General features: G+C 33.8%; 12 protein-coding genes. 7 read left to right on the forward strand and 5 right to left on the reverse strand.

What is annotated here, in order from left to right; genetic code table 11:
• The first annotated feature begins 104 nt into the window (after positions 1 to 104).
• Positions 105 to 6203 (forward strand): alpha-2-macroglobulin family protein, encoded by a 6099-nt coding sequence (locus DKT72_RS13525; protein WP_111309275.1) that lies wholly within the window; start codon positions 105 to 107, stop codon positions 6201 to 6203.
• Between the two features lie 120 nt (positions 6204 to 6323).
• On the opposite strand, the gene DKT72_RS13530 is transcribed toward DKT72_RS13525, so the two are convergent.
• On the reverse strand, positions 6324 to 7049 hold the full coding sequence (locus DKT72_RS13530; RefSeq protein ID WP_220628128.1) for an SDR family oxidoreductase: 726 nt from the start codon (positions 7047 to 7049) through the stop codon (positions 6324 to 6326).
• Between the two features lie 83 nt (positions 7050 to 7132).
• Positions 7133 to 7654, reverse strand: a complete 522-nt coding sequence (locus DKT72_RS13535) for a DUF4136 domain-containing protein (protein ID WP_111309276.1) — start codon at positions 7652 to 7654, stop codon at positions 7133 to 7135.
• 120 nt (positions 7655 to 7774) lie between these two features.
• On the opposite strand from DKT72_RS13535, the gene DKT72_RS13540 reads away from it, so the two are divergent.
• A complete protein-coding gene (locus tag DKT72_RS13540; RefSeq protein WP_235841705.1) occupies positions 7775 to 8875 on the forward strand; it encodes an alpha/beta hydrolase family protein in 1101 nt (366 codons plus the stop codon).
• Here DKT72_RS13540 and obgE read toward each other — a convergent pair.
• Together obgE and DKT72_RS13550 are read right to left on the reverse strand one after the other, a co-directional pair.
• A complete protein-coding gene (obgE, locus tag DKT72_RS13545) occupies positions 8872 to 9870 on the reverse strand; it encodes a GTPase ObgE (protein WP_111309277.1) in 999 nt (332 codons plus the stop codon). The two genes, DKT72_RS13540 and obgE, sit on opposite strands and share 4 nt — an antisense overlap.
• A 109-nt stretch (positions 9871 to 9979) precedes the next feature.
• Entirely contained in the window at positions 9980 to 11089 is a 1110-nt protein-coding gene (locus DKT72_RS13550; RefSeq protein WP_111309278.1) for an adenylate kinase, read from the reverse strand.
• A gap of 124 nt (positions 11090 to 11213) precedes the next feature.
• Here DKT72_RS13550 and DKT72_RS13555 point away from each other — a divergent pair, with 124 nt between their 5' ends.
• The 5 genes from DKT72_RS13555 (at position 11214) to DKT72_RS13575 (ending at position 15930) form a co-directional block, all read left to right on the forward strand.
• A complete protein-coding gene (locus DKT72_RS13555) occupies positions 11214 to 12368 on the forward strand; it encodes a 5-(carboxyamino)imidazole ribonucleotide synthase (RefSeq protein WP_111309279.1) in 1155 nt (384 codons plus the stop codon).
• Between the two features lie 2 nt (positions 12369 to 12370).
• Positions 12371 to 12853 carry a 5-(carboxyamino)imidazole ribonucleotide mutase gene (gene purE, locus DKT72_RS13560; protein ID WP_111309280.1) on the forward strand — a complete coding sequence of 161 codons (483 nt, stop codon included), beginning with the start codon at positions 12371 to 12373 and terminating at the stop codon, positions 12851 to 12853.
• 139 nt (positions 12854 to 12992) lie between these two features.
• The gene (locus DKT72_RS13565) at positions 12993 to 15023 is read left to right on the forward strand and encodes a M3 family metallopeptidase (RefSeq protein ID WP_370445576.1); all 2031 of its coding nucleotides are present in this window, start codon (positions 12993 to 12995) and stop codon (positions 15021 to 15023) included.
• 89 nt (positions 15024 to 15112) lie between these two features.
• Positions 15113 to 15664, forward strand: a complete 552-nt coding sequence (locus DKT72_RS13570) for a sigma-70 family RNA polymerase sigma factor (protein ID WP_111309281.1) — start codon at positions 15113 to 15115, stop codon at positions 15662 to 15664.
• 2 nt (positions 15665 to 15666) lie between these two features.
• Positions 15667 to 15930, forward strand: a complete 264-nt coding sequence (locus DKT72_RS13575; RefSeq protein WP_111309282.1) for a hypothetical protein — start codon at positions 15667 to 15669, stop codon at positions 15928 to 15930.
• Here DKT72_RS13575 and DKT72_RS13580 read toward each other — a convergent pair.
• Positions 15918 to 16760, reverse strand: a complete 843-nt coding sequence (locus tag DKT72_RS13580; protein WP_111309283.1) for a UbiA prenyltransferase family protein — start codon at positions 16758 to 16760, stop codon at positions 15918 to 15920. The two genes, DKT72_RS13575 and DKT72_RS13580, sit on opposite strands and share 13 nt — an antisense overlap.
• Positions 16761 to 16861 lie beyond the last annotated feature (101 nt).

Below are 16861 nucleotides of genomic sequence, written 5' to 3' on the forward strand. Positions count from 1 at the left end.
CTTCACCACTAAAAAGGCTCACTTCACTCACTGACCCGTAAATTTCACTCGTTTATTATTTTTTGGAATAACTTTTGAATGTAACTTGTTGTAAAATTTAAAATATGAAAACATATACCAGTCTATTAATGATAATTCTCTTTGCTAATTTCACACAAGCTCAAACTCCAAATTATAACGATCTATGGACTAAGGTTGAAAAATTTGAAACCGACGGTTTACCTAAATCTGCCTTAAACATCGTTGAGGATATCAATAAGCTTGCCACAAAAAATAAAAATAGCTCACAACTTATAAAAAGCATGCTTTACAAAAGCAAATTCGCTTTGATTTTAGAGGAAGATGCCCAATTAAAAATTATAAACGATTTTAAAACTGAAATAAATAAAAGTGCTTTCCCAATAAAAAATATTCTAGAAAGCTTACTTGCTAATATGTATTGGCAATATTTTAATCAAAACAGATGGCAATTTTACAATCGCACCAAAACAGAGAAGAAAGTTGATAGCGTTGACTTTAGAACTTGGGATTTAGAAACGCTATTTAATGAAATACACATTCATTACCAAAAGTCGTTACATCTGGTATCGAAATTACAAAAAGAGTCTTTAAGTAATTATGACGACATATTGACGCTTCAAAAAGATTCCAAAATTTACAGACCTACATTATTTGATTTTTTAAATCATGAAGCCTTAAATTTTTACAAAACCAACGAAACCAATATTACCAAGCCAGCTTATAAATTTGAGATAGATAATGCCGAATTTTTAGGAGATGCTGAAACTTACACCAATCTAGCTTTAGAAGCTAAGGATTCAACCTCTTTACAATTAAATGCTTTAAAAATTTATCAAGATTTAATCTGCTTCCATTTAAATGATAAGGAACCTGATGCCTTAGCTGATGTTAATATGGAGCGTTTAAAATTCGTGAATCAATATGGAACATTCAGCGACAAAGAATCGCTTTTATTGGAAGCACTCAAAACCGAAAGTGACAAACTGAAATCCCATGAAGTTTCTGGATTATATGATTTTGAAATCGCTACCATCTATTACCAACAAAGCAATCAATATCAGCCAAAAACAAATGAGGATTATCGTTGGAAAGCTAAAGAAGCCATTGATATATGTAAAGCTGTGATTGAAAAATTTCCAAAAAGTAAAGCTGCTGAAAAATGCGCCATTTTAAAACAACAAATTGAGCAACAAACAGTGCAAATTACAACGGAGGATTTTCTTCCTGTTCAACAAAATGGACGCTTATTGTTGAGTTACAAAAACTTAGATGCTCTTGAATTTAAAATATTTAATTTAACCAGAAAAGAACTAGAAACATTCAACAAAACCTATCGAAAAGAAGAGCAACTGGCTTTTATTAAAAAATTAGAGATTTCTAAACAATGGGAAAGTAAATTACGTAATGAAAATGATTATCAAAACCACACCACTGAAGTTGCCGTACCAAAACTTAATGGTGGCACTTATTTAATAGCTGCTTTCACCAAAAAAGATGAAGAAACCTTTGCCTTTAGCACCATTCAAGTTACCAATTTAGCCTTGATTGAAACTGAAAGCGAGCTACATAAAACCTTTCAAGTTATTGATAGAAACAACGGAAAACCTATTATAAATGCTTCTGTTGAAATTAGTTTTACCGAAAATAATAATAGAAGTACACAAACCGAAACTTTTACCACAAACAGTGTTGGTGAAATTAAAATTGAAAAAACTACAGACCGATATAGACATGTTAGTGCTAAAGTTAAAAATGGCAATGACACTGCTTATTTTGGTGATTATTATATAAACACATATTATAAAAGAGAAAAAGAAGACACCCAATACAAAGCCTTTTTATTTACAGACAGAAGTATTTACCGCCCTGGACAAATCGTGTATTTCAAAGCGATTGCTATGAAAACGAAAAATGGTAAGTCCGAAGTAATGGTTAACGAATCTGTGTATGCTACACTTTACGATGTAAATCAGGATGAGCTAGCAGAACTTGAATTTAAAACTAATGAATTTGGTTCAGTTTCTGGAGAATTCATTTTACCAAATGGCGGATTAAATGGTGAATATTATATTGAATTTGAAAACGATGACGCTGATTTTGATGTTGAACAATACTTTTCAGTTGAAGAATACAAACGTCCGAAATTTGAAACAAAATTCCACCCCATAACTGAAACGTATAAAGTTAACGATTCCGTTACCGTAAAAGGTACTGCTTTAGCTTATGCTGGCAGTAACATTACCGATGCCAAAGTGGTGTATCGTGTACATAGAAAGGTGCAATATCCGCGTTGGTATTTTTGGCATCGTCCATGGTTTCATAGCGAACCACAAGAAATTACTCATGGCGAAAGCATAACCAACGATAAAGGAGAGTTTGAAATTACATTTAAAGCGCAACCAGACCAAAGTGTCGATAAAAGCAGTTTACCCATTTTTAATTATGAAATTACTGCCGATGTGACTGATTTAAATGGTGAAACCCGAAGCGCTACAACCATTGTGAATGTGGGTTATCATGCCTTGGTGGCAAACATGAGTGTCACCGACAAAATTGATAAAAATGATAAAGACATAAAAATCACCATCGATACCAAAAATCTTAATGGTGAATTTGCACCAGCAACTGGCATTATTAAAATCTACAAATTACAAGCCCCAAAAACCGTTTTAAGACAACGTCCTTGGGAAGCACCAGATTATCAAGATTTTTCTGAAGAAGCATTTAAAAATTTATTTCCTCATCATGCCTACAAAAATGAACATGACTCCAATAATTGGGAAAAAGGCGAGTTGGTTTTTGAAAAACAGTTTGATACCGAAACGTCTAAAGAACTAGACTTAGGAACGATTAAAAAATGGCAATCCGGTAAATACATCATCACGTTAGAAAGTAAAGACAAATTTGGGCAGTTGGTTAAAGATGAGATCAAAACCACCCTTTTTAGTGATGACGATAAAACTTTAGCAGACCATCAGTTATTCAGTTTGACAACAAATAAACCGACTTACAACACTGGCGATACGGCTATTATTACCCTAGCTTCGGCAGCAGAAAATTTGAATGTTACCCTAACTGTGGAAAAAGACCATAAAGTTATAAAAACAGACATCGTTCAATTAAATAATAACAAAAAAACGATTTCCATACCAATTACAAAAGAAGATATTGGTGGTTTTGCCATCAATTATAGTTTCGCTGCTTTCAATAGTTTTCAATCGGGTACTGAAATTGTTTCTGTTCCTTATCCAAAAACCGATTTAGATATTGAAACCACTACATTTCGAGATAAATTACAACCCGGAACCGATGAAACTTGGAGTTTTAAAATTAAAGGCCCACAAGGTGATAAAGTATCTGCGGAATTATTAGCAAGTATGTACGATATGTCTTTAGATCAATTTAAACCTCATACTTGGGATTTTAGCCCCATGTCAAACCCAATATATTATTCATACCATCAAAGTAATGCATACCAAAGTTTTGGTACTAAAAATTTCAGGGTTTATAATAAAGAATTGAATATAAATTATAATCCACAACAATATGACCAATTAAATTGGTTTGGGTTTTATTTTGGAAATAATCAAGCTATTAGAATTCGTGGAAATGCAAGTATATCTCAAACCTTGGAGGGAAGATCTCCTGGAATTGAAGTTGTAGATGATAATTCTTCATTAGATGAAGTTGTTGTAGTCGGTTATGGAACTCAAAGAAAAACTGCTATAACAGGTGCTGTTACTTCCGTAGTAACTGAACAACTAAATGCTGGAGAAACTTCAGAAATTGGGAAAGAACTTGATTTCAAAACACAAGAAAAACCAAACTTCGACACTGTTCAAATTCGTAAAAACCTTCAAGAAACGGCGTTTTTCTTTCCGCTATTACAAACAGATACAGATGGGAATGTGAGTTTTAGTTTCACCACACCGGAAGCATTAACGCAATGGAAATTGCAATTATTGGCCCATACCAAAACACTGGAAAGTACCACAAAAACCTTAACAACCGTTACTCAAAAAGAATTAATGGTCATACCAAACGCGCCACGTTTTTTACGCCAAGGTGACCAAATAAACATCAGTACAAAAATTGCTAACTTAACAGACAAACAATTGTCTGGTCAAGCTATTTTAATGTTGACAGATGCTATTTCAGGAAAAGATATAACGTTAAATCTGCTCAGTTCTTCCCCTTCGGGGAAGTTAGAAGGGGCTTCTTTTACAGTTGATGCCAAAGGCAACACGCAAGTATCATGGAATTTAACGATTCCGGATGATGTGGATGCGGTTCAATATAAAATCATTGCAAAATCTGGTGATTTTAGTGATGGCGAACAAAGTGTGCTTCCTGTTTTAAGTAATCGCATGTTGGTTACCGAAACTTTACCTATGTGGATTCGCAGCAACGAAACAAGAACTTTTACACTTGATAAATTAAAAACCAATACCTCAACTACACTTAAAAACCATAAGCTAACTTTGGAAATGACTTCCAATCCAGCTTGGTATGCCGTACAAGCATTACCTTATTTAATGGAATATCCGTTTGAGTGTAACGAGCAAACGTTTTCTCGTTATTATGCCAATGCTTTGGCGAGTCATATTGCGAATAGCAATCCTAGGATTCAGGAGGTTTTTAATCAATGGTCGTCTCAAGACGTACTTATAAGCAATCTTGAAAAAAACGAAGATCTAAAATCCATCTTAATTCAAGAAACACCTTGGTTACGCGATGCCCAAAGTGAAACCGAACAGAAAAAGCGAATCGCTTTGTTATTCGATTTAAACAAAATGACGAACGAATTACAATCAGCTATTCGTAAATTGGAAAACAATCAACTATCTAATGGTGCCTGGGCTTGGTTTAATGGCGGACGTGAAAACAGATACATGACACAACATATCATTACCGGTTTTGGGCATTTAAAGAAACTTGGGGTTACTACTACTGAAAATTCTAAAATGATTGAAAAAGCCATCAAATATCTAGATTCTGAATTTATTCAAGAATATAAAGACATTAGAAAATATGATGCTAAAGTAAATTTAAGCAAAGACCATTTAAGCTATACACAAGTACATTATTTATATATGCGAAGCTTCTTTCCTGACGTCAAAAAATCGAAAGAGATTGAAGACATCACTAAATATTATCAATCACAAATTCAGACATATTGGTTGAGTCGTTCCTTGTATGCCAAAGGACTTATGGCATTGATATCAGAACGATTGAATGACAAATCAACGGCTGCCAAAATTTTAAAATCATTAAAGGAATCAAGTATTACTAATGATGAATTGGGCATGTATTGGAAAGAAAACACCCCTTCTTGGTATTGGTATCAAGCCCCAATTGAAACACAAGCTTTATTAATTGAAGCATTTACCGAAATTGAGAATGATACTAAAACCATAGATAATCTTAAAATTTGGTTGCTAAAAAACAAACAAACCAATCAGTGGAAAACCACCAAAGCAACCACCGAAGCTGTTTATGCCTTGTTGCTTCAGGGTAGCGATTGGCTATCTATAACCGATGCTGTTGATGTGGTTTTAGGCGGACAAAAAATCGAACCTTCTAAACTAGAAAACGTCAAAGTTGAAGCTGGAACAGGCTACTACAAAACATCTTGGAGCACTTCTGAAATCAAGCCAGAAATGGCAGAAGTGACCTTAACTAAAAAAGGTGATGGCATTGCTTGGGGAGGTTTATACTGGCAGTATTTTGAAGATTTAGACCAAATAACATCTGCTGAAACACCTCTAAAAGTGAATAAAAAACTATTCTTAAAAAAGAATACAGATACTGGCGAGCAAATTTCAGAAATAACTAAAAACACAAAACTAAAAGTGGGTGATTTAGTTAGAGTTCGCATCGAATTACGAAGCGATAGAGCTATGGAATTCATCCATATGAAAGATATGCGAGCTGCCGGATTAGAGCCCATAAATGTACTATCTGAATACAAATGGCAAGACGGATTGGGTTATTATGAAAGTACCAAAGATGCTTCAACCAACTTCTTTTTTGATTATTTACCAAAAGGCGTGTATGTTTTTGAATATGATTTAAGAGTAAATAATGCTGGTAATATGAGTAATGGCATCACCATCATCCAAAGCATGTATGCTCCAGAGTTCAGCAGCCATAGTGAAGGTGTGAGAATAAGAATCAATTAAAAAAGAGGTCTTCATATGAAGACCTCTTTTTTGCCTATAAAGAAATACGCATTAATTCAAATAACATAAAAATATTGGTTGCCGTAATCGATAAAACAGTTTTATTAAAAGTTAAAACTATTAATTGCTGGGTGGCATAGTCGGTCTTACTTCAATTTTACTTGGTAAGGTTCTAGGATTCATTTTGATTAAATCAACTACCAATTCGCCAATATCTTCTTTTTGAATTTTCCATCCATCAGTATCATCTGGTGTATGCCCATTAAAATGTGTGGCCACAGATCCTGGCATGATAGTACTTACTTTTATATCATATTTACGCAAATCTAACATGACAGCTTGTGTAAAACCCGTAACACCAAATTTACTGGCATTATAAGCAGACCCTTTAGCAAAGAAATTGGTACCTGCCAAACTCGACATAGTTATAAAATAACCTTTAGATTTTTTTAAGGCATCAATACTAGATTTTATAGTGTAAAAAACACCTGAAAGATTAGTATCTATAGTGTCTTGCCATTGTTCTACAGTTAAATCTTCTATGCTCGCAAAATGACCTAAACCAGCATTGGCAATCACGATATCTAGTTGATTGAAATTTTCTAAAACTATTTTAACGGCATGTTGTTGGCTTTCATAATTTTTAACATCTGCTTGTAAACCTAATGCTTTGGCTCCTACTTTTGAATTTGAATTAAGTTGATTCGCCGCTTCTTGTGCTGAGGATGCACTTCTACTTGTAATGGCAACATGTACACCTTGCGACATTAAACATTCCGCAATACCATATCCGATTCCTTTAGTTCCTCCTGTTATAAGAGCTACTTTATTTTTTATTGAATTCATAATAATTATCCTTTTTGTAAAACTACAAAACGAATACCTAAAGACAGAATTTAAAACGTTATGATAATTATAAAATTTACGACCTATTGCTTAGGTGGATATTGAGCCAATACTTTTTCAACAACGGCTTTTAACTGTGTTTCACGTTTTTCCGGTGTGGCGTTAGGGGTAAATGTAGATTCACTAACAGCCTCCCAAAAAAGTCCTTTCCCATGTTCATCTACAAAATCGATGGTGATTTGACGGTTTACATTCGCTTGACCAATTGGCAATCCGATGGAAATTCCACCTCCAACATTACCACCACCGCCACCTAAACCGACACCAACATTATTGCGTTGGGCTTCTTTATATTCGGCACTTTTAATGTCAATTAAAAAATCTGGGGTTTCCGAAATTGCAAACCCTTTTTCTTTCATTTTCAAATCAATAGCATCTAAAAGACGTTTAGTATCCAACTCGCTCAAGCCGGTTTTCATGTCGCCATAATACTGGTAAGTTTTGTATTTAGTGAAATCTGTTCCTTTTTCATAATCGTAATTCACGCGAACTGGAGCACAAGACATCATAAGTAATGCCATTCCAATTAATAAGTGTCGTTTCATTTGGAGTAATTTTTTATTAAAGTTAATCAAAAATTATTCCATTGGTATAAAGGCATGGATTAAATATTTTTAACGGCATTTAAATATCCGTATATTTATTAATTGTAAAATTTCAGAAAATTGAAACCATTCACAAACATTTTAAATATCCTTTTTTTCTTCTTTTCCTTGGTATTGATATCTCAAAACAATCGACCTCAAGAACCAAAAGAGCCTTTTAATTATATTTCTGAAGATATTGTTTTTACTAACCAATATGCAGACAACATACAATTAGCAGGCACACTTACTTTTCCAAAAAATATAAAAAATCCGCCAGTTGTTATCTTAATTTCAGGTTCAGGGCCTCAAAATAGAAATGAAGAATTAATGGGACATAAACCTTTTTTAGTTCTAGCCGATTATTTATCGAATCATGGTATGGCTGTATTACGCTATGATGATAGAGGTGTGGGAGATTCTAAAGGGAATTTTCAAACAGCTACTACATTTGATTTCGCCACGGATGTGGAAGCGGCCATCACCTATCTAAAATCCAGAAATGATATTGACAAAACAAAAATTGGACTTATTGGACATAGTGAAGGCGGCTTAATAGCACCTATGATAGCTTCAAAAAATAAAGATGTGGCTTTTATTGTATTACTTGCCGCACCTGGAGTAAATGGTGCTGAAATTTTGGAAACACAATCAAGAATAGCAGGAGAATTAGCGGGAACCCCAGAGGCATTTTTAGAAGAAAACCAAAAATTAGCCCGTATTATATATGGCATTATTAGAACAAATACAGATGAAGACATCATAAAAACTAAAATCTCCAAAGCTCTTAATGATTACAAAACAAACAACCCTTTATCCGTCCTTACGCCATATATAACTCCAGTTATGATTGAACAACAATTAAGCATTTTAAAATCGAAATGGGTTTGTGAGTTTATTAGAATTGAGCCGAAAGATTATTTAGAAAAAACCACCTGTCCTGTATTAGCTTTAAATGGTAATAAAGATTTCCAAGTAATTCCAAAAATTAATTTAGAAGGTATTAAAAATGCTTTAGAAAAAGCAGTCAACAAAGATGTTACATTAAAAGAATTGGATGGTTTAAATCATTTATTCCAAACTGCTGAAACTGGTAGCCTGCAAGAATACAGCACAATAGAAGAAACCTTTTCCCCGGTGGCTTTAGAAATTATTAAAGATTGGATTTTAGAACGGTTTTAATCATTCAACATTTTCCACAATACGTCTTTAAGTTGTGTAATGCCTTGTTGCGCGACCGATGATATAAAAAGATATGGAATGGGTAATTCGTTATCTAACTCTACTTTTAGTTCTGCCTTTAATTCATCATCCAACATATCACATTTAGAAATAGCGATGATGCGATCTTTATCCAGCATTTCTGGGTTGTATCGACGTAGTTCATCCAACAAAATATCGTACTGTTTTCTAATATCCTCAGCATCAGCAGGAATTAAAAATAGCAAGATGGAATTACGTTCAATATGACGTAAAAAGTAATGCCCCAATCCTTTTCCTTCAGCAGCACCTTCTATAATTCCAGGAATATCTGCCATCACAAAGGTTTGGAAGTCTCGATATTCCACAATGCCTAAATTGGGTTTCAACGTGGTAAATTCGTAATCTGCTATTTTGGGTTTTGCTGATGTTATAACCGACAATAAGGTTGATTTACCCGCATTAGGAAAACCTACCAAACCTACATCTGCCAATACTTTTAACTCTAAAGTAATATGCTTTTCTTCATGGGGCATACCAGGTTGTGCATACCGTGGCGTTTGATTGGTTGACGTTCTAAAATTCCAGTTACCAAGTCCTCCCTTTCCTCCTTCAGCTATAATTTTTTCTTCACCATGTTCTGTGATTTCAAAAATAATATCGTCGGTTTCAGTATCTCTCACAACGGTTCCTAAAGGTACTTCGATATAAAAATCTTCACCATCGGCACCCGTACTTCTACTTTTACCTCCATGTTCACCATGCCCTGCCCTAATATGTTTTTTAAATTTTAAATGTAGTAAAGTCCAAAGATTTGAGTTCCCACGAAGAATCACATGCCCTCCACGACCACCATCACCACCATCTGGGCCACCTTTTTCAATAAACTTTTCACGGTGTAAATGTGCAGACCCTTTACCTCCATTTCCAGAAGTCACATACATCTTTACATAATCAACAAAATTTCCTTCGGTCATAATAAAGTTAAAAGTTATAAATTAAAAGTTAAAAGTTTCTCTCTTATCTTTTAATCTTTGTCATTCCTGCGTAAACAGAAATCCATATAAGAAGTTGCAAATAATTTAATTACAGACGATCTATAGTTTCACTTAAACGCACTGTAATATCTTCAATGCTGCCAACACCATCAACACCGTAGTATTTGTTTTGAGCAGAATAGTAATCTTTTAAAATCGCCGTTTTATTATAATATTCTTTAATTCGGTTTCTTATAATAGACTCATCGGCATCATCGGGCCTTCCACTTGTTTTTCCTCTTTCTACCAAACGTTTTACTAAAATCTCATCATCAACTTCCAAAGCAATCATCGCATTGATGGATGAGTCTTTACTTTCCAATAATTTGTCTAAAGCATCAGCCTGAGCATTGGTTCGAGGAAATCCGTCAAAAATAAAACCATTAGCAGATGCATTCTTTTCTACTTCAGCTTCCAACATATCAATCGTCACTTGGTCTGGCACCAATTCGCCTTTATCTATATACGATTTGGCCAACATCCCCAAAGCCGTTTCATTTTTAATATTAAACCTAAAAACATCGCCAGTAGAAATATGTACTAAGTTATATTTTGTTTTTAAAAATTCCGCTTGCGTTCCCTTTCCGGCACCTGGAGGTCCAAATAATACTAAATTTGTCATGAATTGTGTTTCTTTTATTTGATATATTTCTGGTAAATTTCTTCCTAATCCGTCATAATCCAAACCATAACCAACTATAAATTTGTTCGGAATTTTCATTCCTATATAGTGAATCTTAAAATCTTTTTTATAGGCTTCTGGTTTGTAAAAAAGCGTAGCTATTTTAAGTGATTTAACGTTTTCGTTTTTAAAAATTCTAAAAATTTCGGCTAAGGTATTTCCCGTGTCAATAATATCTTCTAATACAACCACTGTACGACCTTCTAAGCTTTGCGTGAGTCCTATTAAACGTTGGATATCTTCGGTTGATTTTACCCCTTCATAAGATGCCAATTTAATAAAAGTGACTTCACAAGGTTTTGGATATTTCTTCACAAAATCACTTACAAACATAAACGAACCATTCAAAATCCCAACAAATACTGGAATATCGTCTCCAACATCTGTACATATTTTGTCAACCATTTCATGAATGGCTTTCTCAATTTCTGCTTGAGAAATAAATGGTTTAAACTGTTTGTTATGAAGTTTTAACACGTGCTTTTAAATTTTTAAAGACGCAAAGATAATCAATAGATTAACGAATACCGATTTTTTGATTTATGTTTTAGGATATTAAATGTATTTTTGCATGGTAAATCTATATTAGTAAAATAATTTCATGAATTACTTTTCTTCAAATTTCAAACTCGGTATTCTTGGTGGTGGACAATTAGGCAAAATGTTGCTATATGATACTAGAAAATTTGACATTTACACGTGTGTATTAGAAGCCAGTAATGAAGCCCCTTGCAAAATAGCTTGCAATGAATTTCATTTGGGTGACTTAATGGATTATGATGCCGTTTACAAATTCGGGAAACAGGTTGACGTGCTAACCATTGAAATAGAAAACGTCAATGTAGATGCTCTTGAAGCTCTTGAAAAAGAAGGTGTAAAAGTATATCCCGCTTCAAAAACATTACGAACCATTCAAAATAAAGCAACCCAAAAACTGTTTTATATTGACCATCATTTACCAACTGCAGCATTTTCTCGATTTGCTTATACGTCTGAAATTAAAGAAGCCATTCATCATGGTGGGCTATCACTTCCATTTGTTTGGAAATGTGCCCAATTTGGATATGATGGTACGGGCGTGAAAATCGTAAAAGCAGTTACCGATTTAGAAGGCTTACCAAATGTAGAATGTATTGCAGAAACTTTAGTGCCTTTTAAAAATGAGTTGGCTGTTATTGTGGCTAGAAATGCATCAGGTGAAACAAAAACATATCCTGTAGTTGAAATGGAATTTCATCCAGAAGCCAACCAAGTTGAATATGTTATTTGTCCGGCTAGGATACCTGATGACGTTGCAAAAAAAGCCACAGATATTGCTTTACAAACCTCAAAAGCATTTAATCACGTTGGGTTATTGGCTGTTGAAATGTTTCAAACTGAAGACGATCAAATATTAATAAACGAAGTCGCACCAAGGCCTCATAATTCTGGACATCAAACTATTGAAGCCAGTTACACATCGCAATTTGAACAGCATATTAGAGCCATTTTAAATTTGCCTTTGGGAAGAACCCATAGCAAACTGGGGGGTGTTATGGTCAATTTGGTTGGTGCAGAAGGCTATTCTGGTAATGTGGTTTACGAACACATAGAAACTATTATGAATATGGAGGGTGTAACGCCACATATTTATGGTAAAAAACAAACCCGACCTTTCCGAAAAATGGGACATGTAACCATTGTTAATGAAGATTTAAACGAAGCTAGGAAAATTGCCGAAGACGTAAAAAAAACAATTAAAGTAATAAGCGAATAATTATGCAAAAAGTAGGAGTCATTATGGGAAGCAAAAGCGACCTGCCTGTTATGCAAGATGCGGTAGACATCTTAAAAAGTTTTGGGATTGAGGTAGAAGTCGATATTGTTTCTGCCCACCGAACACCTGAAAAATTATTTGACTATGGCAAGAATGCGCACCAAAGAGGTTTTTCTGTTATTATTGCAGGAGCTGGCGGTGCTGCTCATTTACCGGGCATGATTGCTTCGCTATCTCCTCTTCCAGTCATTGGAGTTCCTGTAAAAAGCAGCAATTCAATTGATGGATGGGATTCTGTGCTTTCTATTTTACAAATGCCAGGAGGTGTGCCAGTAGCAACCGTAGCTTTAAACGGTGCTAAAAATGCTGGGATTTTAGCAGCACAAATTATTGGCTCTTCTAATGCTCATGTTTTAAACAAAATAATAGAATATAAAGAAAGCCTAAAAGAAGCCGTAATTAAATCAGCCAATGACTTAAAATAAAAAAACCCCGAATACATTCGAGGTTAGTCATTAACTAATTATTTGAGTTAGTCACCCTACAATTAAATTTCGACAAAGATACAAATTTTTTATTATGCACGCATAACAAAAATAGAAAATTAACACCTTTATTACTAGTATGATAAATATTTTATTAAATAAATTCCAAACTCCTTATAATACTGCGCCTTTTTCAAAGATTAGAAATGATGATTTTCTTCCAGCTTTTAAAAAAGCTATTGAAAATGCAAAAATTGAAATTGACGGGATTGTAAATAATTCTGAAAATCCAACGTTCCAAAACACTATTGAAGCTTTAGAGTTTTCAGGAGAACCATTAGACAGAATGTCTAGTATTTTCTTCAACCTAAATTCTGCAGAAACCAACGATACCATCCAAAAAATAGCTCAAGACATTTCCCCTCTTTTATCAGAATTTAGTAATGATATCACTCTTAATGAAGATTTATTTAAACGCATCAAAGCGGTTTATAATTCTAAAGACCATTTAAATTTAACTACAGAGCAACAAACGCTTCTCGATAAAAAATATAAAAGTTTCTCAAGAAACGGTGCCAATCTGCCAAATGATAAAAAAGAAAAATTAAGAGCGATTGACAAAGAATTAAGCACATTGACATTGAAATTCGGTGAAAACGTATTAGCCGAAACCAACAAATTCGAGATGCTGATTACGGATGAAGCTGATTTATCTGGTCTTCCAGAAGGTACTATTGAAGCCGCTAAACAATTAGCCGAAACCAAAGACAAAGACGGTTGGTTATTCACTTTAGATTATCCCAGTTACATTCCATTTGTGACCTATGCAGACAATAGAAATCTTCGAAAAAAAATGACCATTGCTGCTGGTAAAAAAGGATTTCACAATGATGATTTAGACAATCAAAACATTGTGTTACAAATTGCCAGACTCAGATTTGAACGCGCCAACCTTTTAGGTTATAAAACCCATGCTCATTTTGTTTTGGAAGAACGCATGGCAAAAACACCCGAAACTGTGGAAAGTTTTTTAAATGAATTGCTAGTAAAAGCTAAGCCTGCTGCCGAGAACGAATTTAAACATTTAGAAAATTTCGCTAAAGACTTAGATGGTATTGACCAATTGGAAAAATGGGATGGTTCTTATTATTCAGAAAAATTGAAACAAAAACTGTTCAGTTTAGATGACGAATTGCTTAAACCTTATTTTAAACTAGAAAGTGTTATAAGTGGTGCTTTTACAGTAGCTAATAAATTATTCGATTTACATTTTGAAGAAATACATAACATCGACACATACCACGAAGACGTTTTAACTTACAAAGTAACGGATTCAAACGGCAATTTAGTATCCATTTTCTATGCCGATTTTTTCCCAAGACCTGGAAAACGTAATGGTGCCTGGATGACTTCTTTCAAACCTCAATATGTGAAAAATGGTGATATGGAAAGACCCCATGTTTCTATAGTTTGCAACTTTACAAAACCAACCAAAAGCAAACCGTCCCTTTTAACTTTTAACGAAGTAACTACCTTATTTCATGAGTTCGGACACGCTTTACATGGTATGTTAGCAAACACAACCTATCCCAGCTTATCGGGAACCAGCGTTTTTTGGGATTTCGTTGAATTACCAAGTCAGGTTATGGAAAACTGGTGTTACGAAAAAGAAGCCTTAGAATTGTTTGCGACGCATTATCAAACTGGAGAGCTTATCCCAATGGACTTAGTAGAAAAAATAAAAGAATCTGCTAGTTTCCATCAAGGTATGCAAACGCTTCGCCAAATAAGCTTTGGATTATTGGACATGAGCTGGCACGGACAAGACCCAACAAACATAACCAATGTGAAAGCTCATGAAGTAGAGGCTTTTAAAAACACTACATTATATCCTGAAGTAGCAGAAAACTGTATGAGTACTTCGTTTTCCCATATTTTTCAAGGCGGCTATTCTTCGGGTTATTACAGTTACAAGTGGGCTGAAGTATTGGACGCCGATGCTTTTGAATATTTTCAAGAAGAAGGTATTTTTAACAAAACTGTTGCAGATAAATTCAAAGCCAATGTATTGTCTCAAGGCGGTATTGAAGATCCCATGGTACTTTACAAACGTTTTAGAGGTCAAGAACCAAAACCTGAGGCATTGTTGAAACGGGCGGGGTTGATATAGATTAATTAGACTGCTTAGATTGTTAGACTATATAGATAACAAAAACAAAATTTTTACCTTATTTTTGATTTTCAAAAAATCGCACTTAAATGCCAGAACACGAAATAAATCCGAGTAAATGGATTGATTTATATTCCGATTATCTTTTCAATTACACCATTACACGTGTAAATGATAGAGATTTGGCACAAGACTTAGTGCAAGATACTTTTTTGGCCGCTTTAAAATCTATGAAGAATTTTAAAGGTGAAGCGAGCGAACGTACATGGCTTATTTCTATTTTAAAAAGAAAAATTATTGACCATTACCGTAAAATAAATTCCAATAAAGGGAAAGCCGAAGTTAGAATCACATACAGCGATGATGAGAGCGAAGGGGATTGGCTTGAGGAACGCATAGCAGACCCATTTGATAAAACAGCAGAAGACACCATGCAAAACAGCGAACTTGGTGATGCTATACTTAACTGTTTAAGTAAATTACCAGAAAAACAAGCCGAGGTTTTTAGAATGAAAACTATGGAAGGACAAGAAACAGAAGTGATTTGTAATGAACTAAATATCACAGCGTCTAACCTTTGGGTAATTATTCATAGAGCGCGTACCGCTATGGCAGATTGTCTAAAAGAAAATTGGTTTTAATAATGAGTAGTAAGGTTAAAATATTTGTGCCCTGTGAAGAAGCAAATCATGTTTGTGACAAGTCACAATATAAAGAAGCATCCCTTTGGGAAAAAATCAAGCTTAATTTGCATTTAATTTATTGCAAAGCTTGCCGAAAGTACTCAAAAAACAATAAAAAACTTAGCCATAGTATCAAAATATCTAAAGTTAAATGTCTAGATAAAAAGTGTAAAGATGCTATGAAAAAAGAATTTGAGAAAGCTTTAAAAGATCAGCTAAAATAATTAAAAAGCAAAAGCATTATTAGCCATAGTATTGGTAATCCTTCTACAAAAAAAGAACTAAAATACTTTCCTTGTTCCTTTTTAGAAATCATTAAAAACAACATCGTCAATACAGTCATTACAAATAAAACAATCAGGTAATTTTCTGTTTTATTATTTTTTAAAAATTCTAAAAGAAAAAAGCATATTAATAGTAGCATTCCCATCATTTTAGTCTGCCACACCCCTATTTTCTGAGGAATGGTAGCTAGTTTTAAACTATCGTATTGCAAATCCCTTATTTCAAAAGGCAACATTAAAACTATTATAAATATGAATCTTTGAATGCCTGTTATCATAACGTCTGAATTTATAGCGTAATGATTATTTATTAAAGGAAGAAAAACGGTCACACCGCACCAAACTAACGCAATAAGATATACTTTTAAACCACTTATACTTCTTAAATTTTGTCGGCTATCTACAAATAAATGCTTTGGCAAAAATGGAATGGCATAAAAAAAAGTAATAAGCCCAAAACCTATAATATAAAATAAGCTAATCGTATTTAATTGAAATGTATAATAGCACAATATTATAAAACTAAAAAATGAAAACAACTGAATCGCTTTTAGCGATGTTGCTAAGCTTCTGTGATGAAACTTGGCTATGCCAAAATACTTTACAAAATTATAACCTGTTATAGATGAAAAAAAGATAAAATATAACACGGAAGCATCATAGGGAATATTAAACTCTATCAATGAAATCCATGACAATGAAAACACAGATAATGCTACATGAATACTACTATTTATGTAAAAATTAAAGAACTGTTTTAATAACTTCATTTTACAAAAATAAGCAAAGTGTTAATAACGCTTTCATATGGTTAAAAACTTTCACTTTTTCAAGCAAAAAAGCATCTTTAATTACGTAATTTTGCACCTTA

The organism is Confluentibacter sediminis (assembly GCF_003258355.1).
GTDB classification, from domain to species: Bacteria; Bacteroidota; Bacteroidia; order Flavobacteriales; family Flavobacteriaceae; genus Confluentibacter; species Confluentibacter sediminis.

Bases quoted from the DNA above. Each gene is read 5' to 3' on its own strand.
- DKT72_RS13570 (WP_111309281.1), top strand. From the start codon at position 15,113: ATGCCAGAACACGAAATAAATCCGAGTAAATGGATTGATTTATATTCC.
- obgE (WP_111309277.1), bottom strand. From the start codon at position 9,870: ATGACCGAAGGAAATTTTGTTGATTATGTAAAGATGTATGTGACTTCT.
- purE (WP_111309280.1), top strand. From the start codon at position 12,371: ATGCAAAAAGTAGGAGTCATTATGGGAAGCAAAAGCGACCTGCCTGTT.
- DKT72_RS13530 (WP_220628128.1), bottom strand. From the start codon at position 7,049: ATGAATTCAATAAAAAATAAAGTAGCTCTTATAACAGGAGGAACTAAA.
- DKT72_RS13555 (WP_111309279.1), top strand. From the start codon at position 11,214: ATGAATTACTTTTCTTCAAATTTCAAACTCGGTATTCTTGGTGGTGGA.
- DKT72_RS13565 (WP_370445576.1), top strand. From the start codon at position 12,993: ATGATAAATATTTTATTAAATAAATTCCAAACTCCTTATAATACTGCG.
- DKT72_RS13580 (WP_111309283.1), bottom strand. From the start codon at position 16,760: ATGAAGTTATTAAAACAGTTCTTTAATTTTTACATAAATAGTAGTATT.
- DKT72_RS13575 (WP_111309282.1), top strand. From the start codon at position 15,667: ATGAGTAGTAAGGTTAAAATATTTGTGCCCTGTGAAGAAGCAAATCAT.
- DKT72_RS13525 (WP_111309275.1), top strand. From the start codon at position 105: ATGAAAACATATACCAGTCTATTAATGATAATTCTCTTTGCTAATTTC.
- DKT72_RS13535 (WP_111309276.1), bottom strand. From the start codon at position 7,654: ATGAAACGACACTTATTAATTGGAATGGCATTACTTATGATGTCTTGT.